We start from the raw sequence: 25,732 nt of genomic DNA on the forward strand, positions 1-25,732 counted from the left end.
GGGTTGTGCTGCCACGGGGCAGGGGGATGGGTGAGGACCCTCACCCGGCGTGGCGTGCTGCACGGCGACGGCCACGGCGGCGGGCCGGACATGTCTGGCGCATCCGATCAAGCTTCCCGCCACGGCCCGGCTTTGCCGGTCCGTTGGCGGACGGCCCCCTCGGGGGTAGCGAGCGTCAGCGAGCTTGGGGGCGCGCAAAGGTCACGACGTGGTCGACCTCGGCGCGGATGCCGATCCATTCGCCGATCTGGTGGTCGTGATGCGAGGGCACGTGCGCCAGCAGGCGCTCGCCGCCGGGCAGGCGCAGCGTGTAGAGGAACTCCGAGCCGCGGAAGGCCTTGCGCTCGATGCAGGCCTTCACCGGGCTCGTGTCGTCGTGCACGACGTCGTCGGCGCGCAGCAGCACCTCGCACTCGTCTCCGGGGTAGGCGCCCGGCAGCGGGCATTCGGCGACGTCGGCCAGCGCGCCCAGCGGCGTGTGCACCGCCGGCGTGCCGCCGTCGGCGGCGATGCGCGCCGGCGCGAACACGCCGTGGCCGATGAAGCCGGCGACGAAACGGCTCGCCGGGCGGTGGTACAGCGTGTAGGGCTCGTCCCACTGCTCGAGCCGGCCGTCGTGCATCACGCCGACGACGTCGCCCAGCGCGAAGGCCTCGAGCTGGTCGTGCGTGACCAGCAGCGCCGTCGTGCCGCTGTCCTTGAGGATCGCGCGCAGCTCCTGCGCCAGCGACTCGCGCAGGTCGGCGTCCAGGCTGGAGAAGGGCTCGTCGAGCAGCAGCAGCTCGGGCCTCGGCGCCAGCGCCCGCGCCAGCGCGATGCGCTGCTGCTGGCCGCCCGACAGCTGGTGCGGCGCGCGGCGCGCCGCGTGGCCCAGGCCGACGAGGTCCAGCATCGCCGCCACGCGCGCCTCGCGCTCGGCGCGCGCCAGCGCCTTCAGCCCGAAACCGACGTTCTCGGCCACCGTCAGGTGCGGGAACAGCGCGTAGTCCTGGAACACCATGCCGACGCGCCGCGCCTCCGGCTCCAGGTGCACGCCGGCCGAGGCGTCCGACAGCGTGCGCCCGTCCATCGTGATGCGGCCGGCGGCGCAGCGCTCCAGCCCGGCGACGGCGCGCAGCAGCGAGGTCTTGCCGCAGCCCGAAGGCCCCAGCAGCACGCCGATCTGGCCCGCGGCCAGGCCCAGCGACACCGCCTCGACGGCCGCCCGCGCCGTGCCCCGCGTGTAGCGCACGGAGACCGAATCCACGTTCAGGAACATCGGTCCATGATAATTGTTCGTATTACCACGCTGCCCCGCCGGACACCCGGCGCGAACCGCCGCCATCGCCGGCGGTTCCCGGGCCGACTGCGATGCGACTGCTGCTGACAATCCTCTGCGTGCTGCTGGCGCTGCCGGTGTTCGGCGTGCTCGGCGCCTGGGCGACGCTGGACGCCGGGGCGCTGGAGGTCCTGCGCCACCAGGCCTCGACCGTGATGGCCGGCTACGCCGCGCAGTCGCTGCTGCTGGTGCTGGGTGTCGGCGTCGGCGTCGCGCTGGTCGGCACCGGCGCGGCGGCGGCGGTGACGCTGTTCGACTTCCCCGGCCGGCGCGTGCTGGAATGGGCGCTGCTGCTGCCGCTGGCGATGCCGGCCTACGTGCTGGCCTATGCCTGGACCGACGCGCTGCAGTACAGCGGCCCGATCCAGGTGGCCTTGCGCGCGCTGACCGGCGCGCAGGGCGCGTTGTGGCCCGACGTGCGCAGCCTCTGGGGCGCGGTGCTGCTGTTCGTGCTGTGCCTCTATCCGTACGTCTACCTGCTGGCGCGCACCGCGCTCGGCGAACGCGCGGCGCCGATGATGGAAGCGGCGCGCCTGCTCGGCGCCGGCCTGCGCCGGCGTGTGCTGGAGGTGGCGCTGCCGCTGGCGCGCCCGGCGATCGCCGCCGGCATCGCGCTGGCGCTGATGGAGACGCTGGCCGACTACGGCGTCGGCAGCTACTTCGGGCTGACGACCTTCAGCACCGGCATCTACAAGGCCTGGCTGGTGATGGACGACCGCGTCGCCGCGGCGCAGCTGGCCTCGATGCTGCTGGCCGTCGTCGCGCTGCTGCTGGTCGTCGAACGCCGGGCGCAGAAGCGGCTGCGTTTCGCCGCTTCGCGTCCGGGCGGCGCCGGTTCGGCCGATGCGCGGCCGCTGGTGCTGCGCGGCGGCGCGGCCGCCGCGATGCTGGCGCTGTGTGCGCTGCCGGTGCTGCTCGGGTTCGTGCTGCCGGTCGGCTGGCTGGGCTGGCTGGTGTGGCAGGAGGCGACGGTGTCCGAGTTCGGCCTGCCGCTGCCGCGTTTTGCCGAATGGGCGCGCAACAGCTTCGAGCTCGCCGGGCTGGCCGCGCTGGCGGCCACCGCGCTGGCGCTGGCGCTGGGTTTCGCGCTGCGCCGCGGCGGCGGCGGGCCGCTGCCGCTGGCCGCGCGTGTGCTGTCGCTGGGTTACGCGGTGCCCGGCGCGGTGATCGCCGTCGGCCTGCTGCTGCCGGTGGCCTGGGTGCAGCGCGTCTGGCCCGAGGCGCCGCTGGGCGCGCTGTTCACCGGCACCGCCTTCGGCCTGGTCTACGCCTACCTGGTGCGCTTCTCGGCGGTGGCGCTGCAGTCGGTCGAGGCGGGTTATGCACGCGTGCCGGCTTCGGTCGACGAGAGCGCGCGCCTGCTGGGCGGCGGTGGCTGGCGGCTGTGGCGCGAGCTGCACCTGCCGCTCTTGCGGCGCTCGGCGCTGGCCGCAGCGCTGCTGGTCTTCGTCGACGCGATGAAGGAACTGCCGGCGACGCTGGTGCTGCGCCCCTTCGGCCGCGACACGCTGGCCGTCGTCGCCTACAACTTCGCGCGCGACGAGCGCCTGGCCGAGGCGGCGCTGCCGTCGCTGGCCATCGTCGCCGTCGGCCTGCTGCCGGTGCTGCTGCTGTCGCGCGCGCTGCGGCGCTGAGGCGGCGGCCTGCCTCAGGCGCGCGCCGGGCGCGGCAGGCGCCGCCAGTCGGCCGCAGCCGAGCGCCGCGGCAGCGGCGGGATCTCGAAACGCGGCATCTCCTGCAGGCAGAAGCTGAGCGCCAGCACCAGCGTCGGCAGGTGATAGAAGACGAACCACAGCCCCGGCGTGTTGCGGTCGTCGCCGCCGTGCGGCATCAGCGCCACGGTGGCGACCAGCGCGACCGCGGTCAGCGACGGGATCGCGCGCCGGAAGGCCGCGACCCAGCGCGCCGCCGCCAGGCGTTCGTGATACCGCGCCGGCGGCTCGGCCAGCGTCTGCGCCAGGTGGGCGGCGGCGCGGTCCAGGTCGGCTTCGGCGCGGCGGCAGCGCTGGGCGATGCCGCCCGGCACACGCAGCCGGCTCTCCCAGCCGCCGGGCTTGCGCGCCAGCGGCGCCCAGTTCCAGCCCAGCACCGCGAGCACGTCCTCGGGCAGCTCCAGCTCGTGGCCGCCGGTGGCCGCCAGCGTCAGCTCGGCCGACATGCGGCGCACCGCCGGCAGCGACAGCGTCAGCGTCAGGCCGCCGGCGATGCGCGCGACGCCGCGCTGCAGGATCAGGCCGTCTTCGCCGTCGCCGTCGACCGTGTAGTCGCGGGCCACCGCCCAGCCCTGGCCGGCGCTGAAGGCGCGCTGCGGCGTGACGGCCGTCAGCCGGTCGTGCAGCGCGCCGGCGTCGGGGCCGGCGGCTTCGAGGCGGGCGCGCGCGCCGGCCATCGTCAGCACACGGGTGAGCTTGAAGCGGCCTTCGGCGCTGCAGTCGAGTTCGAGCTGGTCGTGGATCGCCGGCAGCGCGTCGGTGGCGGCGTGTTCGGTGGCGCGGAAGACGAGGCGGCGCGCGAGGCGGTCGCTGGCCGCCAGCTCGACGCGGCAGCCGCGGCGCGACAGCGGCGCGACCAGCGTCAGGATCTCGTGGTGGGACAGCGGCGGCAGGGACATCGGCCGCGAGCATCGCGCAAAGCGCGCCGCGTTGCCCGCGGCAGCGTCAAGGCCGAGTCCGGGGAAGCCTGGAAGCCTGGGGTCAGGTCTCGAGAGACCTGACCCCGACCTACTACGGTGCCGACCGCCCTGGGGTCAGAAGCCTGGGGTCAGAAGCCTGAGAAGCCTGGGGTCAGAGAAGCCTGGGGTCAGAGAAGCCTGGGGTCAGAGAAGCCTGGGGTCAGGTCTCGCGAGACCTGACCCCGACCGCCCTGACCCCGACCGCCCCCGCGAGACCTGCCCCCCGCATCGTTGCCCCCGCGTCTACAGCCGCCGCACCGGCACGCCGAGGTCGCGCCACTGCGCGGGATGGCAGCTGAAGACCAGCAGCTGGTGGCGCTGCGCGGCGTCGAAGACGATGCGTTTCATGCGCTCCAGCCGTTCGGCGTCGGTGTGCACCAGCGCGTCGTCGAGGATGACCAGCGTCGGCTGGCCGGCTTCGCGCAGCAGGTCGGCGTAGGCCAGGCGGCAGACCAGGCCGAGCTGCTCGCGCGCGCCGAAGGACAGCGTCTCGAAGGCGCCGCGCTCCTCGCCGCGTTGCCCCGGCCGCGCCAGCACCTCGGGGCGCAGGCTCTCGCCGACCTCCAGCCGCCCGGCCGGGAACAGCAGCGAGGCGTAGTGGTCCAGGTGTTTCTGCAGCGGCGCCTGCAGCCGGCGCGTCAGCGCCTGGCGGTGCGACTCCAGCTTGCCCAGCAGCAGCTCCAGCGCGTCGGCGCGGCGCTGCAGCTCGTCGCGGCGGCGCGCCGCGTGCTCGGCGGCGGCCCGTTCGCCGGCCAGCTGTTCGTCCAACCCTTGCGCGCCGACGGCGGCCAGTTCGGCGGCCAGACGCGCGACTTCGAGTTCGCGGGCGCGGTGGGCGCGTTCGGCCTCCTCGGCGCTGCGGCGCAGGCGCTCGACGTCCTGGCGCAGGATGTCCGGGCGTGCCGCGGCGATGCGTGCCTGCACCGCTTCGAGCCGGGCCTGGGCCGCGGCCTGCTGGGCTTGCGCGTCGGCCAGCGCGAGCGGCTGGCGGCGCTGGGCTTCGGCGCGTTCGGGCGCGGCCAGCGCCTCGGCCAGCGCCTGGTGCTCGCGCACGGCGGCCTGGTGTTCGGCTTCGGCCGTCGCACGTTCGCGCTGGCGCGCCTCGGCCTGGCGTGCGGCGTCGGCACGCGCCTGTTCGGCGGCCGTGGCTTCGGCTTCGGCGGCGGCGACGGCCGGCGGTGCGGCCTCGGGTGCTGGCGGCAGCGCGGCCAGCGCCTGCTCGGCTTCGGCGTGGCGCGCCTGTGCGCGCGAGCGTTCGGCTTCCAGCGTGTCCAGCCCTTGCGGCGCCAGCAGCGCCAGGGCCTGCCGGGCGCTCTCGGCTTCCTGCGACTTCAGCGCATGCGCCGCGGCACGCGCCTCGGCCTCGTCGGCCGAGGCCAGCCCCAGGCGCTGCAGCAGCGCCGCACGTTCGTCGGCCAGGCGCGCGTGTTCGCGCACCAGCGCGGCCAGGTCCTCGCCGCCGGGCACGACGGTGACCGTGCCGCCGGGCAGCGTCAGCGTCGCGGCCTGGGTCAGCCGGCGTTCGCCCTGGCCCACCAGCGGCGCGCCGTCGAGCGCGACGCCGGCGTCGGCCTGCAGCTCGAAGGCCAGCCTTGTCGCCACCGCGTCCTGGCGGATGCCGAGTTCGTGCAGGCGCTGGCTCTGCTGGCGCAGCGTCTTCAGCTCGGCTTGGGGAACGGCCAGCGCATCGGCCTCGCGGCGCAGCGTCGCGGCGCGGGTGGCTTCGGCGCGCGCACGCTCCAGCGCCGCGGCCGCGCTGTCGGCGGCCTGGCGGGCGGCGGCGAGGTCGCGGCCGAGCTGGGCGCGGGTCTGCTCCTGGCGGGCCAGCACCAATGCAGCGCGGGCGGCGGCGAAACGGCTCTCGGCCGTGGCCAGCGCCTGGCGGGCTGCGGCTTCGGCGCCGGTGGCCGCTTCGTGCCGGCGCTGAGTGCCGGCGCGGGTGCTTTCGCGCGCTGCGAGTTCCTGCTGGCGCCGGGCCTCGTCGGCGATCTGCTGGCGCAGCAGCCCGGCCAGCCCGTCGGCCTGGCGCAGCGCGGCGGCGGCGGCGTCATGCTCTCGCTGCAGGCCCTCGGCGGCGGCCAGCGCGGCTTCGGCCTGGGCGAGCTGCTGGCGCAGCGCCGTCCACGGCGCTTCCTTCGTCTCAGCTTCGTGTTCGTCGCGCAGGCGCTTGAGCCGGTCGACCTGCTCGGCGTGGCGCTGCACCGCGGCCTCGGTCTCGGCGACACGCGCGGCGCTCTCGTCGGCCAGGCGCAAGGCTTCGGCCAGCGCGCCGGTGGGCCGGCCGGTGGCGGTCAGCAGTTCGCGGCGCAGGTCGCGCACACGCGCCAGCACCTCGTCGCCGCCGGTGGCCGCGACCTCGCCGAGCGAGGCGTTCAGCGCGCGCTGCAAGTGCGCCGCGGCGTGTTCCACCGGCTCGGCGATGGCCTGCGTCGTGCCCTGCTCGACCCACAGCAGCCCCGGGATGCCCCAGTGCTTCTGGCCGCTGGCGCCCTTCAGCGCGTACTCGAAACCCAGCAGTTCGGCCAGGTGGTCCTCGGCTTCGGCGCCTTCCCAGCGCCGCGCGCCGGCGACCAGCTCGCAGCGTTTCTTCTGCAGAAAACTCTTCACCAGGCGGTAGTCGCTGCAGCCGAGCGTGAAGTCGAGTTCGACGGTCGGCGCCGCGGCCGAGTCGCCCCAGGGCCGCAGGTCTTCGGCGCCGCTGGAGCGGTGGCGCTCGAAGAAGGCGGCGCGGATCGCCCGCACCAGCGTGCTCTTGCCGCTTTCGTTGGGTGCCGCGAAGACGTTCAGGCCGGGCGCGAAGTCGCTGATCTCGAAAGGCTCGCGGAAACGCCGCAGCTCGGCGACACGCAAACGGGTGAGCTTCATGCCGCAGCCTCCTCGCGGCCGGCCAGCAGGCCGGCGAGCAGCGCCAGCGCCTCCTGTTCGACCGGGCCGTCGGCTTCGCGCAGCTCGGCCAGCACCTCGCCGAGGTAACCGTCGGCGTGCAACGCGGCCAGGTCTTCGGCGGTCGGCGCCAGCCGCAGGCCGCCGCGCTCGCAGCGCAGCGCACGCACACGCGCTTCGGCGGCGGCAATCGCTTCGTCCAGGCGGGCGCGGCCGGCCAGGTCCAGCGTGCCGGTGAGCGTCAGTTGCAGTACCTCGTCGGCGCCGCAGGCGGCAAGTTCGGCGACCAGCGCCTCGACGTCCGACGGCACGGCCAGCCGGCGCTCCAGCGTGCGCCAGCGGTGGCGGCCCAGCGGCAGCGCTTCGACTTCGGGCACGGCGCCGGGGCCGGCGATGCGCACACGCAGCACCTGGCCGGCGCCGTTGTCCTTGAAGCGGTCCTGCTCGGGCGTGCCGGCGTACCAGCAGCGTTCGCCGATGCGTTTGGCGCCGTGCCAGTCGCCCAGCGCCAGATAGTCCAGGCGCGCACGTTCGGCGCGATCCGGTGCGACCGGGTTGGCCGAGTCGATGTCCTCGGCCAGCAGGCCTTGCACCGCGCCGTGCGCCAGCCCCAGGCGCAGCCAGCCTTCGGGCGTGGCCCAGCCGTCGAACGCCTCGGTGAGGTCGGTGTAGGTGTGGCGTTGGGTCAGCGGCGCGCACAGCACCGCGGCACGCGCTTCGGGCAGCTCGACGACACCCGGCTCCAGCGCCAGCTTCACGTTCGCCGGCACGACATTCAGGCGCAGCGCGTGGCGCCACACGCCTTCGGCCAGCGCCGCGTCGTGGTTGCCGGGGATCAGCACCCAGGGGCCGGCGAAAGGCGCCATCGCGTTGAACATCCGGCGGATCGTGCGCGCCGAGACGCCTTGCGCGTCGAAGACGTCGCCGGCGACGAGCACCGCGTCGGCCTGCTCGTCGGCGGCCAGCCGGGCGATGCGCTCGACGGCGGCAAAACGCGCGTCGGCCAGCGCCGCGGCGTCCTCGGGTTCGAAGCCGCCGTACTGGCGGCCGATCTGCCAGTCGGCGGTGTGGATCAGTGTCGTCATCGGGTCTCGAGTTCGTGCAGGCGGGCGGCGAGGCCCGAGCGGCGCCGCGTCGGCGACCGCACCGCGGCCGCCAGCGCCGCGGCCGGGCCGGCCAGCGTGACACGCTGGCGGGCGCGGGTGATGCCGGTGTAGAGCAGCTCGCGTGTCATCGCGCGCAGCGGGCGGTCGGGTGTCAGCAGCAGCAGGTCGGTGAACTCCGAACCCTGCGACTGGTGCACCGTCATGCCGAAAGCGGTGTCGTGCGGCGGCAGGCGTGCCGGCGCGACGCGGCGCCAGCCGCCGCCGGGCGCCGGGAAGACGACGTCCAGCCGGCCCTCGGCGTCGGGCAGCACCAGGCCGATGTCGCCGTTGAACAGCCGCAGCACGTAGTCGTTGCGGCGCACCATCACCGGCCGGCCGGCGTACCAGAGGCCGGGCGCGACGCCGAGCGCGCGGCGCAGCTGGGCCGCGGCCAGGGCATTGACGCCGGCGACACCGCGCGTGCCCTCGCGTGTCGCGCAGAGCACGCGGAAGGACTCGAAGGCGTGCATCGCCGCGGCGGCGTCCTGCGGGTCGCGGCGCAGCGCCTCGACGTACGGCGCGAAGCCGGCGGCGATCGCGTCGCGCACCGCCGCGCCGGGCTCGGCGCCGCGGTCGTCCAGCCACTGCACCGAGTCGTCGCCGCCGGCGCCCAGCCAGGCCAGCGCCTCGTCGGCACGGCCGCCGTTGACCAGCGCGGCCAGCCGGCCGATGCCCGAGTCGGCGGCGAAACGGAAGGTGCGGCGGAACCAGACCACGCTGTCGGCCAGCGCCGGCGCGGCGGCTGGCGGCGGCTGCAGCGCCTCGGGCGTGACGCCGCAGGCGGCGGCGAGTTCGGCGCGGCAGCCGGGCGTCAGCGTCGTGTCGGCGCTCAGTTCGGCGAAGACGGCGCCGCTCTCGACCGCGGCGAGCTGGTCCTTGTCGCCGAGCAGCACGATGCGCGCGTGCGCCGGCACCGCGTCGAGCAGCCGGCGCGCCAGCGCCAGGTCCAGCATCGAGGCTTCATCGACGACCAGCGCGTCGATCGCCAGCGGCCGCTCGGCGCCGTGGAAAAAGCCGTCGGGCCCGGCGCGCAGCAGCCGGTGCACGGTGCTGGCTTCCTGCGGCAGGCGTGCGCGGATCGCTTCCGGCAACTGCGCGGCACGGCCGCGGATCGCCTCGGTCATGCGTGCCGCGGCCTTGCCGGTGGGCGCGGCCAGCGCGATGCGCGCCTCGGGGTCGTCGGCCAGCAGGCAGGCCAGCAGCGCGACGACGGTCGTCGTCTTGCCGGTGCCCGGGCCGCCGCTGATGACGGCCAGGCGCTGGCGCAGCGCCAGCGCGGCGGCGGCCCGCTGCCAGTCGGGCGCCTCCTCCGTGCTGGTGTTGGCGGTGAAGAGTTCGGCCAGCCGCGCGCGCGCGCCGGCGTCCAGCGCGCCGGGCACCGGCCGCGCTGCGGCCTTCAGCCGTGCGGCCAGGCGGCGCTCGTGGTCGAAGTCGCGCTGCAGGTACAGCCGGCCGTCGGCGTCGAGCACCAGCGGCGCGGCGCCGGGCGCGTGCGCCGGGCCGACGACCCGCGAGGCTTCGAGCCGGGCACGCCAGTCGGCGGGCTCGCCGTCGAGTTCGTCGAGCATCAGGCAGACGTGGCCGGCGGCGGTGGCGCGCGACAGCGCCTCGGCGGCGCGGCTGGCGGCGCGGGCGTCGTCGGCGTCGGCGCCGAGGCGGCGCGACCAGGCTTCGACGTGTGCCGCCAGACCGGCGGCCAGCGCTTCGGCGGGTGTCTCGGGACGGGTTGGTGTCTCTTCGACCGCCTCGGTGGTTTCAGGCTCGGTTTCGGCGTCAAGCACGCCGCCGTCTTCCTCGAAGAAGACGTCGAGGTCAGGCAGATCGTCGGTCCAGCCGGCGTCGGCCGCCGGCTCGGGCGTCGGCGCCACGACCGGCGGCGGCGCCGGTTCGTCGTCGAACAGCGGCAGCGTGGCCTCGTCGGGCGTGCGGCGGCGGCTCATCAGGGGTTCTCCACGGCGTCGAACAGCGCCGACAGGCGCTCGATCAGCGCGACGCTGGGCTTGTAGGCCCAGACGCCGGCGGGGCTGCCGTCGGCGTTGCGCCAGCCCGGGCGCACGCCGCGCACGAACAGCACCATCGCGCCGCCGAGGTGGCGTTCGGGGTCGTAGCCGGCGCGGCGCGCACGCTGCCAGCGGTGCAGCGCGACGAGGTACAGCAGCGCCTGCAGCTGGTAGCCGTGTGCGGCGACCTCGCGTGCCACCGGCTCGGGGCCGTAGTCGGCGGCGGTCCAGCCCAGGTGGTTGGACTTCCAGTCGAGCACGTGGCAGCGGCCGCGGTGCTCGAAGACCAGGTCGATGAAACCGCGCAGGTAGCCGCGCAGCATGCCGAAAGCCAGCGCCGGCACCGGCAGGCCGGCTTCGCGCAGCACGGCGGCCAGCGCGTCGGCGGCCAGCGCCGGCGACGGCAGCGTGAACTCCAGCTCGGCCAGGCGTTTGCCCGGCGGCACGTCGCCGAGCACGACGCCGCCCGGCAGCCGCGTCGCCAGCACGTCGGCCAGCAGCGTCTCCAGCATCGGCGCCAGCCGGCCGCTGTCGGCCTCGGCTTCGGGCGGGTGCAGGGCGAGCGCCCGCGCCGCGGCCTCGGGCCAGCGTGCGGCGTCGGCGAAGTCGGCGTGTTCGAACAGCGCGTGCAGGCATTCGCCGGCCACCGCGCCACGCGGGAAACGCAGCACGTCGTCGGCGGCCAGCGTCGCCGGGGCGGCGCGGCGTGCCGGGCGCTGGGCCTCGTCGCGGTCCTGGGCCGCGCCTTCGTGGCGCAGGCCCTGGGTCAGGCTGCTGTAGCTGCCGATCCACCAGGCCGGCGGCACGGCCGGCGCCGGCAGCGCGACGATGGCCTCGGGGTCGGCGGCCTGCACGGCCAGCGGCGTGCCGGGCGTGTCGGGCAGCGTGCGCAGCGCGACCGTCTGCGGGTGCAGCGCGGCGAAGGCCTGCCAGGCGGCGTCGACTTCTTCCGGCTCGCGTTTGCCTGTCAGCCAGGCGGCGGGCTCTTGCTGGCCGTCGGCGACGAACCAGTTCAGCAGCGCACGCGCGCTTTCGGTGGCCGACTTGCGCACCGCGTACGGCCCGACGACCAGCACCAGCCGGTGCACCGCACGTGTCAGCGCGACGTAGAGCAGGCGCAGCGTCTCGGCGGCCTGCTCGACCTTGGCGCGGTCGTCGCTGCCGGGCTCGACCTCGGCGTCGCCGAAGACCCACAACTGCTGCCCGGCGGTGTCGTGCAGCTCGCGGCCTTCGCCGTCCGAGCCGCCGCCGCCGGCGTGGCCGTCGAAGACGAAGGGGCAGAAGACGACCGGGTACTCCAGGCCCTTGCTCTTGTGGATGGTGACGATCTGCACCAGGTTGCGGTCGGACTCCAGGCGCAGCTGCGCCTCGTCGTCGCCACCCGGCGCGCGGCGCTCGTCGTGCAGCCAGCGCTGCAAGGCCTCGGGCGAGGTGGTGGTCTCGGCGGCGCGCTGCAGGCATTCGGCCAGGTGCAGCCAGTTCGTCATGCGACGTTCGCCGTCGGGGCGCGACAGCAGGCGCGCGGCGACGCCTTCGTCCTGCATCCAGCGCCGCAGCATCACCGCGACGCCGCGCGTGAACCAGGTCTCGCGGTAGGCGGCGAAACGCTGCACGAGTTCGGCCAGCGCCGCCTCGTCGTCGGCCAGCGCGGCGATGCGCGCGGCGTCATAACCCATCGCCTCGGTGGCCAGCGCGGCGCGCAGGCGCGCGGCGTTGGCCGGCTCGAGCACGGCGCCGAGCAGGCGTTCCAGGTCTTCGGCGTCGCGGCTGGCGAAGACGCTGGCCTGCGACAGCTCGACGCTGGCCACGCCCAGCGCCGCCAGCGCCTGGCGCATGCGCGCGCCCTGGCGGTGGCTGCGCACCAGCACCGCGATGTCGCCGGCGGCGAGACCCCGGCCGGCGAGCGTCGCTTCGCCGCGCCGGCCGGCGTCGACCAGGCGCGCGATCTCGGCGGCGCAGGCCGCGGCGGCGGCGGCCATCGCGGCGCTCTTGGCCAGCGGCTGGCCTTCGTCCTCGCGCGGCAGCGACCAGAGTTCGAGTGCGGCGCGTTCGGCGCCGCGGTCGGCGAAAGGCGCGCGCGGCTTGGCGCCGTAGCCCACCGGCTGGTAGTCCAGCCCGTCCTGCATGAAGGCGCGCGGCTGGTGGCCGAACAAACCGTTCAGCGCCCCCAGCAGCGGCTCCGACGAACGCTGGTTCTGCGCCAGCGTCCAGCTCGCCGCCGCGCGCTGCCGCGCCGCGAGATAGGTGTTCAGGTCGGCGTTGCGGAAGCTGTAGATCGCCTGCTTGGGGTCGCCGATCAGGAACAGCGGCGCGTCCCCGGCGCCGTAGACGGTTTCGAAGATCGCCCACTGCAGCGGGTCGGTGTCCTGGAACTCGTCGATCAGCGCCGCCGGGAAACGTGTCTTCAGCGCCGCGGCCAGCTGCGGGCAGGCGCCGCCGGTCAGGCGCTCGTGCAGGTTCTGCAGCATGTCGTCGAAGGCGAGCACGCGGCGTTCACGCTTCAGCGCACGCAGGCGTTCGGGGGCCTCTTCGAGCAGGCGGCGCAGCAGGCGCAGGCGTTCGACTTCCAGTGCCTGGCGTGCGGCGGCCAGTGTTTCCAGCAGCGCATCGGCGGCGTCGAAGAACGGGTGCGGCGCCGGCGGCGCCAGGCCCTTCTTCGGCTGCAGCTTGGCCGTGCCGAGCAGCGCGGCCTTGCCTTTGTCCAGCAGCTTGTCGGACGGCGCCAGCAGCGCCGACGGCGCGGCGGTGATCTCGTCCCAGCAGCGCGCCGCGGTGGCGACGCTGTCGGGCTTGTAGCGGTTGGCGGGCAGGCGCGGCAGCGCCTCGTGCACGGCAGCGAGCACGGCCTCGCGCTCGCTGCGCCAGAGCCGGCGGGCGTCTTCGAACACACGCTCCAGCGCCGTCGTGTCGGCGGCGACGGGTTCGTCCAGCAGCGCTGGCCAGACCAGGCGCGCCAGCGGCTTGGCACTGCGCCGGCGCACCAGCTCGACCCAGGCGTCGGGCGTGTCGCCGCGCGACAGCAGCAGTTCGGCGACACCCGCCGGCAGCGTGCCGCCGGCGACGTGGCGGCGCCAGAAGTCGAACACCACCTCGCGCACCAGCGCCGCGTCGTCGCCCAGCTCCTGGCGCAGCGGCATCGCCGAGGCGAACGGCGCGTCGGCCAGCGCGCGCTGGCAGAAGCCGTGGATCGTGAAGATCGCCGCTTCGTCGAAGGTCTGCAGCGCGCGGTCGACGCGGGCGCGCATCTCGGCGTCGGTCAGGCCGACTTCGGGCCGGCGCAGCGCGTCCAGCAGCCCGGAAACGAAGGGGTCGGCCAGCGCTGCCGGGCGGCCGTCGAGCGCGGCCAGCACGTCGACCAGGCGCGCGCGGATGCGTTCGCGCAGCTCGCCGGTGGCGGCGTTGGTGAAGGTGACGACCAGCACCTGCTGCACCTCGAGCCGGCGTTCCAGCAGCAGGCGCAGGAACAGGCCGCAGAGGTTCCAGGTCTTGCCGGTGCCGGCCGAAGCCTCGACCAGCGCGATGCCGTCCAGCGGGCAGGTGAAGACGTCCAGCGCACGCGCGACGGGGGCGTTCATTGCAGCGCGCTCCCTTCGGCGTGGGCCAGCAGCGGGCCGAAGACGGCTTGCGCGACCGGCTCGAAGTCGCCCGCCAGCGCCTCGGCTTCGCGGCCGCGCCAGGCCAGGCGGATCGATTCGTCGCCACCTTCGGCGAACGGCGTGCGTTCGCCCGGTGTCCAGCACTTCAGCGCCGCGGCGGCGCCGTCGCGCACCAGCGCCAGCGAGGTCTTCGGGTACAGCCGCAGCGGCTCGGCCAGGCCGCGGCGGTACAGGCGCAGCAGCGTGGCCAGGTGTTCACGCGGGGCCTCGGGCGTGCGCAGCACGAGTTCGCCGTTCGTCAGCAGCCAGCGGGTGCGTGTCGCGACGCCGGCCGGCGCCGCGGCGGCCAGCACCAGGTGCTGCAGCCAGGCTTCGAGCAGGTCGGCGCCACGCAGCACGCCCCAGCGCCAGCGCACCAGGCCACTGGCGCGCAGGTCGGCGAAGCCGGCGGCGACGGTCCAGCGTTCGCCGTCGAGCTCGAAGTCGAGTTCGGCGCCCTGGGCGTCGAGCACCGGCTCGGCCAGCGCGTCGCGCACCCGGTCGGCGAACGCGGCGACACGCGCGAACTCGGCCTGCATCTGCTGCTGGCCGATGGCGCCCGACGGCAGTTCGGTGCCGGCTTCGGCGCGCCGCCACGCGGTCTCGGCGTCGACGCCGGCCAACAGCGGCGGCAGCAGGCGATCGGCGAAAGCGCGGCGCGCCAGCGCGTCGGCGACCAGCGGTTCGTCGTCGTCCAGCGCGGCTTCGTCGAACTGCAGCGCGATCTGCAGCCGGCGGCGCAGCCAATAACGCGTCGGCTGGCGGAAGAACTCGACGAGCTGCTGCAGCGTCGGCGTGCGCCACTCGGGGCCGGGCGGCGGCAGCGGCGTGGTGAAGAAGGGCAGGGCGGGGTCGGACGCGGCTTGCAGTTCTTCTTCCTCTTCGTCGTCCTCGGCGCTTGCGGCCACCGGTGGCAAGGCCGCGGCCACGGCACCGGCGCGCAGCGCGGCGGCGAGTTCGGCGTCGTGGCTGCGGCGGCGGGCGTCGGCCCCGGCGTCGAAGAGTTCGGGCGCGAAAGACTGCAGCGGGTGTTCGACGACCAGGCGCTTGCGTGCCGCCGCCACCGAGGCCGGCTCGTCGGGGTCTTCGGCGGTGGCCGCGGCCAGCAGCTCCAGCAGTTCGGCGACCAGCACCGACGGCGGCAGCGGCGCGTTGTCGCGCACGCTGCGGCCGCGCCAGCTGAGGTGCAGGTGCTCGCGCGCGGCCAGCAGCAGGTCGAGGAAGACGTTGCGCTCGTCGTGGCGGCGCTGGCGGTCGCCGCGCCTCGGCGCCAGCGCGATCAGGTCGAACTCGGGCGGGCGGGCGGTCGTCGGGAAGGCGCCGTCGTCCAGGCCGATGGCGCAGACGACGCGGTAGGGCAGGCCGCGCAGGCTGCTCATCGCCGAGAAGGTCACGGCGCCCGAGGGCACGCCGCCACGCGCCGGGTCGTCCAGCCGGGCTTCGAGCGCGCGGCGCAGCACGGCCAGCGGCAGCGCCGTCGCGGCGCCGGCGCCGGAGGCGACGTCGTCGGCCAGGCGGGCGATCGTCGCGCGCAGTTCGCGCAGCGCCGGCTGTTCGTCGCCAGCGGGGGCGACGAAACGGTCGAGCGCGGCGTGCAGCAGCCGCGCCCAGGCGGCGGCCGGGCGCGGGCGCACGCTTTCGGCCTGCAGCCAGCGCAGCGCCTCGGCATAACGCCAGAAGGCGCCCAGCGTCGCCGCGGCCGAACCTTCGGCGTCGCCGGCCGGCAGCAGCCCGGGCAGCGGCGACTCGGCGCCGGCCGGCAAGGCGTGGCCGAGGAACAGCCGGTCCAGCGCGTCGGCCAGCGTGTGGCGTGTTTCGGCCGGCAGGTCGAAGCCGGCGCGGTGCGCGGCGTCCAGGCCCCAGTGCAGGCCGCTGGCGAGCAGCCAGCCGTGCAGGCGTTCCAGCGCCGCTTCGTCGAGGCCGAAACGCCGCGCGACCGCCGGCTGCTGCAGCAGCGCGAACAGCTCGCTGGCGGCGACGCGCGAACTGGTGAGCGACAGCAGCGCCAGCAGTGCCCGCGCCGCCGGGTCCTGGCCGCTGCGCGCGCGGCCGGTGACGGCGTACGGGATGCGGCGCCCGGCCGGCACGGTGCCGAAGACGGCGTCGACCAGCGGCGCGGTGGCTTCCAGGTCGGGCGTGACGACCAGCACGTCGCCGGGCGTCAGCGTCGCGTCGGCGGCGAACAAGGCCAGCAGCCGGTCGTGCAGCGCTTCCAGTTCGCGGGTGCGCGAATGCGCGACGTGGAACTCGATGCTGCGTTCGCCGGTCAGGTCGGCCGCCGAGCCCGCGTCGAGTTCGACCGAGTCGAGGATCGCCGTCTGCAGCCGGCCGAGCAGCGTGTGTTCGGGCGGCTGGATGAACAGGTGCTCGTCGACGACGGCGTCGCCGGCGGCATCGAGCAGGCCGTCGATCTGGGCCTGGGTCTGCTTGCCCCAGCCGGCCAGCAGCCGGTTGCCGACCTCGTGGCCGGCGTCGCGCCCGGCGGCCTGCAGCCATGCCAGGCGGCGTGCGTCGACGAGCTCGAACCAGTATTCGCGGCAGGGGTTGAGCAGGTAGACCTCGACGTCGATCGCACGCCCCAGCGCCGCCAGCAGGCGGGCGTGCAGCGGCGGCATCGTCGGCAGCGCGACGACGTGCACTCGTTCGGGCAGCCCGGCTTCGCGGGCGCGTGCGGCGCCGCCGGGGCGCGACAGCGTGTCGATGAAACCTTCGATCGGGTGCCGGCCCGAGACGCCGGTCTCGGCGACGATGCGCCGCCACAGTTCGGCCTGCCAGCCGGCGTCGGCCGGCGCCGCGCCGCCGGGGAAGGCCACCGGCCGCCCGGCCAGCCACTCGGCCAGCCATTCGGGGCGGTAGGTGACGTACTGCTCGACGGTGGCGGCGATGCGTTCGGCCAGCTCCCAGCGCATCACCTCGTCGGCCTGCGCCAGGTAACCCGCCAGCCGCGGGTGGGCGGCCACCCCCTCGCGGTCGCCGAGCGCGCGCCAGACACGCCAGGCCAGCACCTCGGGCGCGAACGGCGAACGTTCGGCGTCGATGCCGGGCACGACACCGGCGATCTGGCGCCACAGCCATTGCGCCAGGTAGTCGAAACGCAGGTGCGCGCAGACGCCTTCGACCTGGGCGAACTCCAGCGTCAGCCGGCGGCGCACGGCGGCGCTGGGCACGACGATCTCGTCGGCGACGAACAAGTCCTCGCGCGGCGCGGCCAGGTGTGCGCCCAGCAGCGTGGCCAGGGCTTCGAAACGGTTGGAGAAGTGCAGCGACAGCATCGGCGCGGGGAGTCTAGAGCGTGGCGCGGCCCCGGAGACCGGCGCATCCGCCGACAGTGTGAGCCCGATCAGGCTCAGGGCCTGAGCCAGTGGACCGGCCGTCGAACGAGAACTTTTCTGCGTCCGCAGGCCTGGATTGATTCAAGTTCAGACTGAATCCAGCCGAAGTTCCGTCGATGCGGCCCAAAGAAGCCGCCACACGAAAGGTTCCCGGCATGCGATTGAACGAACCCGTGACCCAGCGCGAGGTTGAAATGGACAACGGCAGCGTGCTGGTGTCCACGACCGATGCCCAGGGCCGCATCACGCACTGCAACAACGCATTCGTGCGCATCAGCGGTTTCGACTACGCCGAGCTGATCGGCCAGCCGCACAACATGGTTCGCCACCCGGACATGCCGCCGGAAGCGTTCAAGGACATGTGGCAGACGATCGGCCACGGCCGGCCGTGGACCGGTGTCGTCAAGAACCGCTGCAAGAACGGCGACCACTACTGGGTCGTCGCCAACGTCACGCCGGTGCTGGAGAACGGCAAGCCCGTCGGCTACATGTCGGTGCGCCAGAAGCCCACGCGCGAGCAGATCCGCGGCGCCGAGGCGCTGTACGCACAGCTGAAGGCCGAGCGCGAGTCGGGCCGCCACACGATCCGGCTGCATGCCGGCGGCGTGCGCTACCACGGGCTGCGCGACCTGCCGTACCGCGTCTTCCGGATGTCGCTGACGGTGCGGGTGGTCGGCGCCCTGTTCGCGCTGTTCGCCGGCGCGTCGCTGGCCGGCTGGTATTTCGACGCACTGTGGGCCGAGATGCTGGCGATGGGCGTGGGCTGCACGGTCATCGGCACCTGGTTCCACCTCTCGGTCGGCAAGCGCCTGGACGAGTGCACGGCGACGGCCGCCCAGATCGCCGGCTGCAACCTCACCGGCCACATCGATTACGACCCGCGCCACCCGCTGGGCAAGCTGACGCGCAACATCTGGCTGGCCAACCTGAACATGCAGGCCATCGTCGCCGACGTGCGCGCCGAAGTCACCGGCGTGACCTCCGCGTCCAAGGAGATCGCGCAGGGCAGCAACGACCTGTCGCAGCGCACCGAGACCCAGTCCTCCGAGGTGCAGCGCACGGCCTCGGTGATGGAGCAGCTCACCGGCACCGTCAAGGCCACGGCCGGCACGGCGCAGCAGGTGGCGCGGGTCAGCGAGGACGCACGCGGCGTCGCCAGCCGCGGCGGCGAGGCCGTCGTCGAGCTGGTGAAGACGATGGACGCGATCGAGGCCTCGTCCAAGCGGGTCGCCGAGGTCATCCAGGTCATCGAAGGCATCGCCTTCCAGACCAACATCCTGTCGCTGAACGCCGCCGTCGAGGCCGCGCGTGCCGGCGAGCAGGGCCGCGGCTTCGCCGTCGTCGCCAGCGAGGTGCGCGCGCTGGCGCAGCGCAGCAGCCAGGCGGCCAAGGAGATCCGCGAGCTGATCGGCAGCTCGGTCCAGCAGGTCACCGACGGCGCGCGCCGCGTGCAGACCGCCGAGAGCGTGATCGCGGATGTCGTCGAGTCGGTGCACCGTGTCGGCACGCTGGTCGCCGAGATCACGCATGCCACCGGCGAGCAGTCGCAAGGTATCGCCGAGGTCAACGGCGCGATCGCCACGATCGACCAGTCGACGCAGCAGAACGCGGCGCTGGCCGAGCAGGCCGCCGCGGCCTGCGTGTCGCTCGAGGCGCGTGCGTCGACGCTGGTGCGCGCGGTGCAGATCTTCCGCGTCGGCGCCTGATCAGGGCGGCCCTGCGGGCCGCACGATGACGCTGCCTTCGCGGCGCGCGTCGGCGGCGCCGTCCTGGCGCCCGGTGGCCGCGCCCGGGGTGCGCCCCGATGTCAGAACGTGACCTTGCCGGTCTCGGCGTCGACCTTGACCCTGTCGCGCGCCAGCGCCGCCGAGGCCGCACGCGCGAAGTCCATGCGGAAGACCTCGTCGTCGTGAAAGCCCTGCAGGCCGATCGCCCGCGCGATGGCGGCCAGCTTGTCGGCCACCAGCACCTTGCCCAGCGCACGCAGCGGCTCGCAGTCGTTGGCGACGAACTGGTCGTCGAGCCAGCGGCGCGCCTCGTCGGCGGCCCAGGGCTTGTCGTGGTCGGGCAGGTTCACCGTCAGTTCGTCGGGGCCGAACACCAGGCGCACGGTTGATCTCATCGCGGCTTTCTCCAGGAACTGCCGCCGCAGTCTACGGGCGCAGGCAACGCCGCGGGATGGGGCCATCCCGGGCGCCGTGTCGTGGTGCGTCGCCGTGTCGAATTTGCCGTTTCAAATCCGATGAAAGCATCGAATTTTTCATATTGAAAATGGCTTCGTGACTTAATGCCCGTGTCGTCGAACGGGCATTTGGCTTCTGCTTCATTCCGGTCGCCCAGAGACGATAGGCGTATGCATACGGCAAACAAGCCAAACGGCCTGATCGCTCTCCACTCCCGCACTGCGCGACAACCCCATGACAGAACTCTCCTCGCCGCAGTTGCAGGCACCGATGAAGGCGCTGCCGCGCTTCAGCCGTCTGCAGTGGCCGGCGACCGCGTTCGCGTTGCCGGCAGCGTTCGTGCAGGCCTGGGCATCGGCAGGAGAGCTGTGGGCCTGCGTCGCAGCGGTGGCGATGGTGGCCCTTGCCGCTGTCGGTGACCGGCGTGTCATCGCGGCCCGCAGCGAGCACGATCGACAGGTCCAGACCTGGGCGGCGGCGCAGCATGCGCTGGGGCAGGACCTGGCGCCGCTGTGGGCAGCCCACGTCGAGGGTGCCCGCGGCCAGACCGAAGCCGCCGTCTGCGCGTTGACCGAACGTTTCGGCGCCATCGTCTCGCGGCTGGACACCACGCTGGCCGCGGCCGGAGGCGGCGGCGACCACGGTGCCGGCGAGGTGCATCTGCGCAGCCGCCACGACCTCGACGGCATTCTCGAGTCGCTGCGCCGCGCCACCGGCGGCAACAGCGAACTGCGCCAGGCGGTGCAGCAGCTCGGGCCTTTCGTCGCCGAGCTGCGCGAGATGGCCGCCGAGGTCTCGGCGATCGCCTCCAAGACCAACCTGCTGGCGATCAACGCCGCGATCGAGGCCGCACACGCCGGGCCCGAAGGCCGCGGCTTCGGCGTGTTGGCGCAGGAGGTTCGCAAGCTCTCGGCACAGTCGGCCTCGACCGGCGAACGCATGGCGCGAGACGTGGACGCGGTCTCCAGCGCCATCCTGAAGGCTTGCGGCGATGCCCGCCAGTCCGAGGCCACCGAGGCCGAGATGCTGTCGGCCTCGGGCGATGCGATCCAGCGTGTGCTCGCCGACTTCGAAGGCGTGACACGTTCGCTCGAGGGCGCCGCGATGCGGCTGCAGGCCGACAGCCAGGGCATCCAGGCCGAGGTCGTCGAGTCGCTGGTGCAACTGCAGTTCCAGGACCGCGTCAGCCAGCGCCTGAGCCACGTGCGCGACAGCCTGCAGCACCTGAACCGCGTCGCCGCCGAGGCACAGGCGCGCCTGGAACGCGAGGGCCAGGCCCTGCCGCTGGACACCGCCGTGCTGCTCGATGAACTGCGCCGCAGCTACGCGATGGCCGACGAACACGCAGCCGAGACGGGACGCTCGGCAGCCGCGCCACGGCGCACCCCCGAGCCGGCCGAAGAGGCCGTCACCTTCTTCTGATCACCACGGCATCACAGGATCCGCCGACATGGCCAAGACCATCATGATCGTCGACGACTCGGCTTCGCTGCGCCAGGTCGTCGCCATCGCCCTCAGGGGCGCCGGCTACGACGTGCTCGAGGCCTGCGACGGCGCCGACGCGCTGCGCAAGCTGACCGGCGCCAAGATTCACCTGATCGTCAGCGACGTGAACATGCCGAATCTCGACGGCATCGGCTTCGTCAAGGCAGTCAAGCAGCTCGCCGCCTACCGCTTCACGCCGATCGTCATGCTGACCACCGAGTCGGCCGCGAACAAGAAGGCCGAAGGCCAGGCCGCCGGCGCCAAGGCCTGGGTCGTCAAGCCCTTCAGCCCGCCGCAGCTGCTCGCGGTGGTGCAGAAGCTCGTGCTGCCCTAGAGCGCCGGAGATCACGACGATGGACTCCACGACGCTCGCCATCGAAGGCGAACTGACGATCTACCGCGCCGCCGAGCTGCGCGAGACGCTGCTGGCCGCGCTCGCGGCGGCCCCGGACGGCGACCTGACGCTCGATCTGTCGGCCGTCACCGAATTCGACAGCGCCGGCGTGCAGCTGCTGATGGCCGCCAAGAAGAGCGCCGAGGCGCGCAGCCGCGCCTTGCGCCTGGTGCGCCACAGCCCGTCGGTACTCGACGGGTTCCAGGTGCTCGACCTCGCCGGCCATTTCGGCGACCCGCTGACCCCGCCGCCGTCGCACTGACGCCGGTATCCAGGGAGAAGACCGTGGACATGGACGACGCGCTGAAGACCTTCTTCAGCGAAGCGCGCGAACTGCTCGCCGACATGGAGACCGCGCTGCTCGGCGCCGACGAGGCGCCCGGTGCTGCCGTCGACGTCAACGCGATTTTCCGCGCCGCGCACACGATCAAGGGCTCGGCCGGGCTGTTCGGGCTGGACGGCGTCGTGCGCTTCACGCACGTGCTGGAGAGCGTGCTCGACGAGGTGCGTGCCGGCGCCGTGGCGATCCACGGGCCGCTGCTGCCGCTGTTGCTGCGCTGCTGCGACCACGTCGAGGCGTGGGTCGACGCGCTGGAGGCCGGCGTCGAACCCGGGGCCGGCCACCGTGCCGCCGAGGACTCGCTGCTGGCGCAGCTGCGCGCCTTCCTGGGAGCGCCGGCCGCCGAGACGCCTGTGGCTGCCGCCGCGACGCCGGTGCCGGCCGAAGGCCAGTGGCACCTGTCGATCCGCTTCGGCGCCGACGTGCTGCGCAACGGCATGGACCCGCTGGCTTTCGTGCGCTATCTGTCGACGATCGGCCGCATCGAGCGCATCGTGACGCTGCCCGACGCCGTGCCGGCGCTGGAGGATCTCGACCCCGAAGGCTGCTGCCTGGGCTTCGAGATCGCGCTCGTCACCGCCGCCGACCGCGCGACGATCGAGAGCGTGTTCGAGTTCGTCATCGACGACTGCGAACTGCGCCTGGTGCCGCCGCGCAGCCGCGCCGGCGAGTACATCGACCTGATCCGCGCGCTGCCCGAGCAGCCCGAGCGCATCGGCGAGATCCTCGTGCGCTGCGGCAGCATCACCGAACGCGAGCTGGAAGAGGCGCTGGGCCGCCAGCGCGCCGCCGACCCGGCACCGCGCCTGGGCGTGCTGCTGGCCGAACAAGGCCAGGTCGCGCCCGAAGTCGTCGAGGCGGCGCTGGACCGCCAGCGCCGGGTGCGCGAGACGCGTTCGGGCGAGGCGTCGACGATCCGCGTCGACGCCGCCAAGCTGGACCGGCTGATCACGCTGGTCGGCGAACTCGTCATCGCCGCGGCCGGCGCGCAGCAGGCCGGGCGCCGCGTGCGCGACCTGGAGCTGCAGGAGGCCCACGCGACGCTGGACGCCCTGGTTCAGGACGTGCGCGACAGCGCGCTGAACCTGCGCATGGTGCGCATCGGCGCCACCTTCTCGCGCTTCAAGCGTGTCGTGCACGACGTCGCGGCCGAGCTCGGCAAGGACATCGAGCTCGTCGTCAGCGGCGAGGACACCGAACTCGACAAGACCGTCGTCGAGAAGCTCGGCGACCCGCTGATGCACCTGGTGCGCAACGCGATCGACCACGGCATCGACTCGCCCGAGCAGCGCGCCGCGCGCGGCAAGCCGGCACGCGGCGTCGTCGGCCTGAACGCCTACCACGACTCGGGCGCCATCGTCATCGAGGTCAGCGACGACGGCGGCGGTCTGAACCGCGAGCGCATCCTGGCCAAGGCGCGCGAGCGCGGCATCGTCGATGCCGACCACGTGCCCGCCGACCACGAGATCGATCAGCTGATCTTCGAAGCCGGCTTCTCCACCGCCGAGCAGGTGACCAACCTGTCCGGCCGCGGCGTCGGCATGGACGTCGTGAAGCAGAACATCACCGCTTTGCGCGGCAGCGTCGAACTCGCCAGCCGGCCCGGCGAAGGCACGACGGTGACCGTCAGGCTGCCGCTGACGCTGGCGATCATCAACGGCTTCCAGGTCGCCGTTGGCCGCTCGATGTTCGTCGTGCCGATGGAGATGGTCGACGAGTGCGTGGCCTACAGCTGCGCCGACGGCCACGACTACACCGACCTGCGCGGCAGCGTGCTGCCGCTGGTGCGACTGCGTGAGCTGTTCCACCTCGGCGGCACGCCGCCGGCACGTCAGAACATCGTCGTCGTGCAGGCCGGCGGCGCACGCTGCGGCCTGGTCGTCGACGCGCTGCTCGGCGAGAGCCAGACCGTCATCAAGCCGATGTCGCGCATGTTCCAGAACGTGCGCGGCGTCAGCGGGTCGGCACTGCTCGGCTCGGGCGAGCTCGCCCTGATCCTCGACGTTCCCGCCCTGTCCAAGCTCGCGCTGGCGCGCCACGCCGGCCGGGTGCAGTCCACCGAATCCCGAAGCCGCGTCGCGACGGTCTGACCGTCCACGGCCGACACCACCTCATCGAAGGAAATACCGTGTTCAAGAACATGAAGCTGGCGACGAAACTCTTCGGATCGTTCGTCGTCGTGCTGCTGCTGATGGCAGCGCTGGGCGTCTACTCCATCACCCGTCTGGCCGTGGTCAACGGCTCGACGGTCGACCTCGCCGACAACTGGTTGCCCAGCGTGCGCCTGGTGATGACCGCCAAAGCGCAGCTGAACCGCGCGCGTGTGCTGGAGTACCGCGCCGTTGTTTCCGACGACCGCCAGGAGACCGAGGTCACGGAGAAGGAATACGCCGAGAACCTCGATCTGCTGAAGAAGTCTCTTGCCGACTACCGCAAGCTGCTCTCCAGCCCCGAGGAGCACAAGCTGTACGAGGTCTTCACGACCGCGTTCGAGGCCTATGTCGCACAGCATCCGCGCATCGCCGAACTGGCGCTGAAGAACGCCCAGACCGAAGCGCGTGCGGTGCTCAACGGCGAGAGCCGCACCCACTACAACACGATGCGCGCCACCGCCGACAAGCTGGCCGACATCAACGTCGCCGGTGCCGGCGAAGCCGCCGCGATGGCCGCGGCGACCTACGACAGCGCACGCCTGTGGACCATCGGCATCATCGCCGGCTGCTCGCTGCTGGCGCTGGGCATGGCGCTGATCATCACGCGTTCGATCACCCGCCAGGTGGGTGGAGAGCCGGCTTACGTCGTCGACATCGCCAACAGCGTCGCCCAGGGCGATCTGACGCCGGACATCCGCGTGCGCCAGGGCGACGACAACAGCATCCTGGCGGCCGTGAAGTCGATGGTCGGCCGCTTGTCGCAGGTGGTGACCGAAGTGAACCAGAGCGCCGAGGCGCTGGCCGGCGCCTCCGAGGAAGTCAGCGCCACCGCGCAGTCGCTGTCGCAGGCCGCCAGCGAGCAGGCCGCCGGCGTCGAGGAGACCAGCGCGTCGATGGAACAGATGACCGCGTCGATCGCTCAGAACACCGAGAACGCCAAGGTCACCGACGGCATGGCGACCAAGGCCTCCACCGAGGCCCAGGAAGGCGGCGAGGCGGTCAAGTCCACCGTCTCGGCGATGAAGCAGATCGCGCAGAAGATCTCGATCATCGACGACATCGCCTACCAGACCAACCTGCTGGCGCTCAACGCCGCGATCGAGGCCGCGCGTGCCGGCGAGCACGGCAAGGGTTTCGCCGTCGTCGCCGCCGAGGTGCGCAAGCTGGCCGAACGCAGCCAGGTCGCGGCGCAGGAGATCGGCGACGTCGCCAGCTCCAGCGTCGAGCTGGCCGAACGTGCCGGCCACTTGCTCGACCAGATCGTGCCGAACATCCAGAAGACCTCCGACCTGGTGCAGGAGATCGCCGCCGCGTCGCAGGAGCAGTCCACCGGCGTCGGCCAGATCAACGCCGCGGTGACGCAGCTCAGCCAGACGACGCAGCAGAACGCCTCCAGCTCCGAGGAACTGGCCGCCACGGCCGAGGAGATGAGCAGCCAGGCCGAGCAGTTGCAGCAGGCGATGGCCTTCTTCAAGCTGCCGGGCAATGCGGCGAGCGTCGTGCGCGCCCGTCCGGCGGGCGGCGACGGCCACAAGCGCAAGGCGGCGGCGGTGATCCGGCGCGCGGCGAACGGCACGCCGGTGGCTCGCGCCACCGCCGAGTCGGTCGACGAATCGCAGTTCGTGCAGTTCTGAGGCCGCCGCGATGAGCGCACTTTCCACCTCCGCCGCGGCCGCCGCGGTGCGTCGCGCGCCGCCGCCGGTGGCGGCGGCCGAGCCCAGCCTGGTCCTGACCTTTCTGCTCGGCGGCGAGCTGTTCGCGATCACGATCCGCACGATCAAGGAGATCATCGAGTACCGCCAGCCCACCGAGGTCCCGGCGATGCCGGCCTCGGTGCTGGGAGTCATCAACCTTCGCGGCGCCGTCGTGCCGGTGATGGACCTGCCGGCCCGCCTGGGCCGTCCGCCGGCGACGGTGGGGCGGCGCACCTGCATCGTCATCGTCGAGTTCGCCGACGGCGACGAAACGCAGACCGTCGGCGTCGTCGTCGACGCGGTCAGCGAGGTGCTGGAGATCCCGCCCGAGGAGATCGAACCGGCGCCGACCTTCGGCGCCCGCGTGGCCACCGAGTTCATCGCCGGCATGGGCAAGGTGCGGGGCCGCTTCGTCATCCTGCTGGACGTCGCGCGCGTGCTCGCGATCGACGTGCAGGCCGAGGCGCTGCCGGCGCTGTCCTGAGTCCAGGGGTCCTGC

At 73.5% G+C, this 25,732-nt stretch carries 16 protein-coding genes; 8 read left to right on the top strand and 8 right to left on the bottom strand.

Features of this window, described 5'->3' with window-relative positions; translation table 11 throughout:
* Positions 1-175: 175 nt before the first annotated feature.
* Positions 176-1,258, bottom strand: a complete 1,083-nt coding sequence (locus tag G5B56_RS17375) for an ABC transporter ATP-binding protein (RefSeq protein WP_009858246.1) — start codon at positions 1,256-1,258, stop codon at positions 176-178.
* Positions 1,259-1,350: 92 nt separating this feature from the next.
* On the opposite strand from G5B56_RS17375, the gene G5B56_RS17380 reads away from it, so the two are divergent.
* The gene (locus G5B56_RS17380; RefSeq protein WP_164964034.1) at positions 1,351-2,952 is read left to right on the top strand and encodes an iron ABC transporter permease; all 1,602 of its coding nucleotides are present in this window, start codon (positions 1,351-1,353) and stop codon (positions 2,950-2,952) included.
* Between the two features lie 14 nt (positions 2,953-2,966).
* Here the strand turns inward: G5B56_RS17380 and G5B56_RS17385 are convergent, their stop codons facing one another.
* From G5B56_RS17385 to recC, 6 genes are all read right to left on the bottom strand, one after another.
* The gene (locus G5B56_RS17385) at positions 2,967-3,929 is read right to left on the bottom strand and encodes a hypothetical protein (protein ID WP_164964035.1); all 963 of its coding nucleotides are present in this window, start codon (positions 3,927-3,929) and stop codon (positions 2,967-2,969) included.
* A 303-nt stretch (positions 3,930-4,232) separates the two neighbouring features.
* Positions 4,233-6,854 (bottom strand): ATP-binding protein, encoded by a 2,622-nt coding sequence (locus G5B56_RS17390; protein ID WP_164964036.1) that lies wholly within the window; start codon positions 6,852-6,854, stop codon positions 4,233-4,235.
* A complete protein-coding gene (locus tag G5B56_RS17395) occupies positions 6,851-7,957 on the bottom strand; it encodes a DNA repair exonuclease (RefSeq protein ID WP_164964037.1) in 1,107 nt (368 codons plus the stop codon). The genes G5B56_RS17390 and G5B56_RS17395 overlap by 4 nt, the downstream gene beginning before the upstream one ends.
* Positions 7,954-9,957 carry an exodeoxyribonuclease V subunit alpha gene (gene recD / locus G5B56_RS17400; RefSeq protein WP_206023544.1) on the bottom strand — a complete coding sequence of 668 codons (2,004 nt, stop codon included), beginning with the start codon at positions 9,955-9,957 and terminating at the stop codon, positions 7,954-7,956. Before recD ends, G5B56_RS17395 begins: the two co-directional genes overlap by 4 nt.
* Positions 9,957-13,592, bottom strand: coding sequence for an exodeoxyribonuclease V subunit beta (gene recB, locus G5B56_RS17405; protein WP_164964038.1), 3,636 nt, complete (start codon positions 13,590-13,592; stop codon positions 9,957-9,959). The genes recD and recB overlap by 1 nt, the downstream gene beginning before the upstream one ends.
* Positions 13,589-16,924: an exodeoxyribonuclease V subunit gamma gene (gene recC, locus G5B56_RS17410; protein WP_164964039.1), complete on the bottom strand. Its 3,336-nt coding sequence runs from the start codon at positions 16,922-16,924 to the stop codon at positions 13,589-13,591. The genes recB and recC overlap by 4 nt, the downstream gene beginning before the upstream one ends.
* A 215-nt stretch (positions 16,925-17,139) precedes the next feature.
* Between recC and G5B56_RS17415 the strand changes: the two genes are divergently transcribed.
* Positions 17,140-18,690: a PAS domain-containing methyl-accepting chemotaxis protein gene (locus G5B56_RS17415; RefSeq protein WP_164964040.1), complete on the top strand. Its 1,551-nt coding sequence runs from the start codon at positions 17,140-17,142 to the stop codon at positions 18,688-18,690.
* Positions 18,691-18,791: 101 nt separating this feature from the next.
* Here G5B56_RS17415 and G5B56_RS17420 read toward each other — a convergent pair whose 3' ends face one another.
* Positions 18,792-19,106, bottom strand: a complete 315-nt coding sequence (locus G5B56_RS17420; protein ID WP_404947964.1) for a hypothetical protein — start codon at positions 19,104-19,106, stop codon at positions 18,792-18,794.
* 295 nt (positions 19,107-19,401) lie between these two features.
* On the opposite strand from G5B56_RS17420, the gene G5B56_RS17425 reads away from it, so the two are divergent.
* The 6 genes from G5B56_RS17425 to G5B56_RS17450 are packed head-to-tail and all read left to right on the top strand — an operon-like array spanning position 19,402 to position 25,717.
* Positions 19,402-20,589, top strand: coding sequence for a methyl-accepting chemotaxis protein (locus G5B56_RS17425; RefSeq protein ID WP_164964041.1), 1,188 nt, complete (start codon positions 19,402-19,404; stop codon positions 20,587-20,589).
* Between the two features lie 28 nt (positions 20,590-20,617).
* Positions 20,618-20,986 (top strand): response regulator, encoded by a 369-nt coding sequence (locus G5B56_RS17430; RefSeq protein ID WP_009858027.1) that lies wholly within the window; start codon positions 20,618-20,620, stop codon positions 20,984-20,986.
* Positions 20,987-21,005: 19 nt separating this feature from the next.
* Positions 21,006-21,308 (top strand): lipid asymmetry maintenance protein MlaB, encoded by a 303-nt coding sequence (locus G5B56_RS17435; protein WP_164964042.1) that lies wholly within the window; start codon positions 21,006-21,008, stop codon positions 21,306-21,308.
* Between the two features lie 23 nt (positions 21,309-21,331).
* Complete coding sequence (locus G5B56_RS17440) at positions 21,332-23,476, top strand: chemotaxis protein CheA (protein WP_164964043.1); 2,145 nt, start codon at positions 21,332-21,334, stop codon at positions 23,474-23,476.
* Between the two features lie 50 nt (positions 23,477-23,526).
* Positions 23,527-25,173, top strand: coding sequence for a methyl-accepting chemotaxis protein (locus G5B56_RS17445; protein ID WP_164964122.1), 1,647 nt, complete (start codon positions 23,527-23,529; stop codon positions 25,171-25,173).
* Between the two features lie 10 nt (positions 25,174-25,183).
* Positions 25,184-25,717, top strand: coding sequence for a chemotaxis protein CheW (locus G5B56_RS17450; RefSeq protein ID WP_164964044.1), 534 nt, complete (start codon positions 25,184-25,186; stop codon positions 25,715-25,717).
* Positions 25,718-25,732 lie beyond the last annotated feature (15 nt).

The organism is Rubrivivax sp. JA1026 (assembly GCF_011065555.1).
Lineage (GTDB): Bacteria > Pseudomonadota > Gammaproteobacteria > Burkholderiales > Burkholderiaceae_C > Rubrivivax > Rubrivivax benzoatilyticus.

Excerpts from the sequence above, each read along its gene's own strand:
- G5B56_RS17430 (WP_009858027.1), top strand. The coding sequence starts at position 20,618 with ATGGCCAAGACCATCATGATCGTCGACGACTCGGCTTCGCTGCGCCAG.
- G5B56_RS17385 (WP_164964035.1), bottom strand. The coding sequence starts at position 3,929 with ATGTCCCTGCCGCCGCTGTCCCACCACGAGATCCTGACGCTGGTCGCG.
- G5B56_RS17415 (WP_164964040.1), top strand. The coding sequence starts at position 17,140 with ATGCGATTGAACGAACCCGTGACCCAGCGCGAGGTTGAAATGGACAAC.
- recC (WP_164964039.1), bottom strand. The coding sequence starts at position 16,924 with ATGCTGTCGCTGCACTTCTCCAACCGTTTCGAAGCCCTGGCCACGCTG.
- G5B56_RS17380 (WP_164964034.1), top strand. The coding sequence starts at position 1,351 with ATGCGACTGCTGCTGACAATCCTCTGCGTGCTGCTGGCGCTGCCGGTG.
- G5B56_RS17375 (WP_009858246.1), bottom strand. The coding sequence starts at position 1,258 with ATGTTCCTGAACGTGGATTCGGTCTCCGTGCGCTACACGCGGGGCACG.
- G5B56_RS17445 (WP_164964122.1), top strand. The coding sequence starts at position 23,527 with ATGAAGCTGGCGACGAAACTCTTCGGATCGTTCGTCGTCGTGCTGCTG.
- recD (WP_206023544.1), bottom strand. The coding sequence starts at position 9,957 with ATGAGCCGCCGCCGCACGCCCGACGAGGCCACGCTGCCGCTGTTCGAC.
- recB (WP_164964038.1), bottom strand. The coding sequence starts at position 13,592 with ATGAACGCCCCCGTCGCGCGTGCGCTGGACGTCTTCACCTGCCCGCTG.
- G5B56_RS17425 (WP_164964041.1), top strand. The coding sequence starts at position 19,402 with ATGACAGAACTCTCCTCGCCGCAGTTGCAGGCACCGATGAAGGCGCTG.
- G5B56_RS17390 (WP_164964036.1), bottom strand. The coding sequence starts at position 6,854 with ATGAAGCTCACCCGTTTGCGTGTCGCCGAGCTGCGGCGTTTCCGCGAG.
- G5B56_RS17420 (WP_404947964.1), bottom strand. The coding sequence starts at position 19,106 with ATGAGATCAACCGTGCGCCTGGTGTTCGGCCCCGACGAACTGACGGTG.
- G5B56_RS17450 (WP_164964044.1), top strand. The coding sequence starts at position 25,184 with ATGAGCGCACTTTCCACCTCCGCCGCGGCCGCCGCGGTGCGTCGCGCG.
- G5B56_RS17395 (WP_164964037.1), bottom strand. The coding sequence starts at position 7,957 with ATGACGACACTGATCCACACCGCCGACTGGCAGATCGGCCGCCAGTAC.
- G5B56_RS17435 (WP_164964042.1), top strand. The coding sequence starts at position 21,006 with ATGGACTCCACGACGCTCGCCATCGAAGGCGAACTGACGATCTACCGC.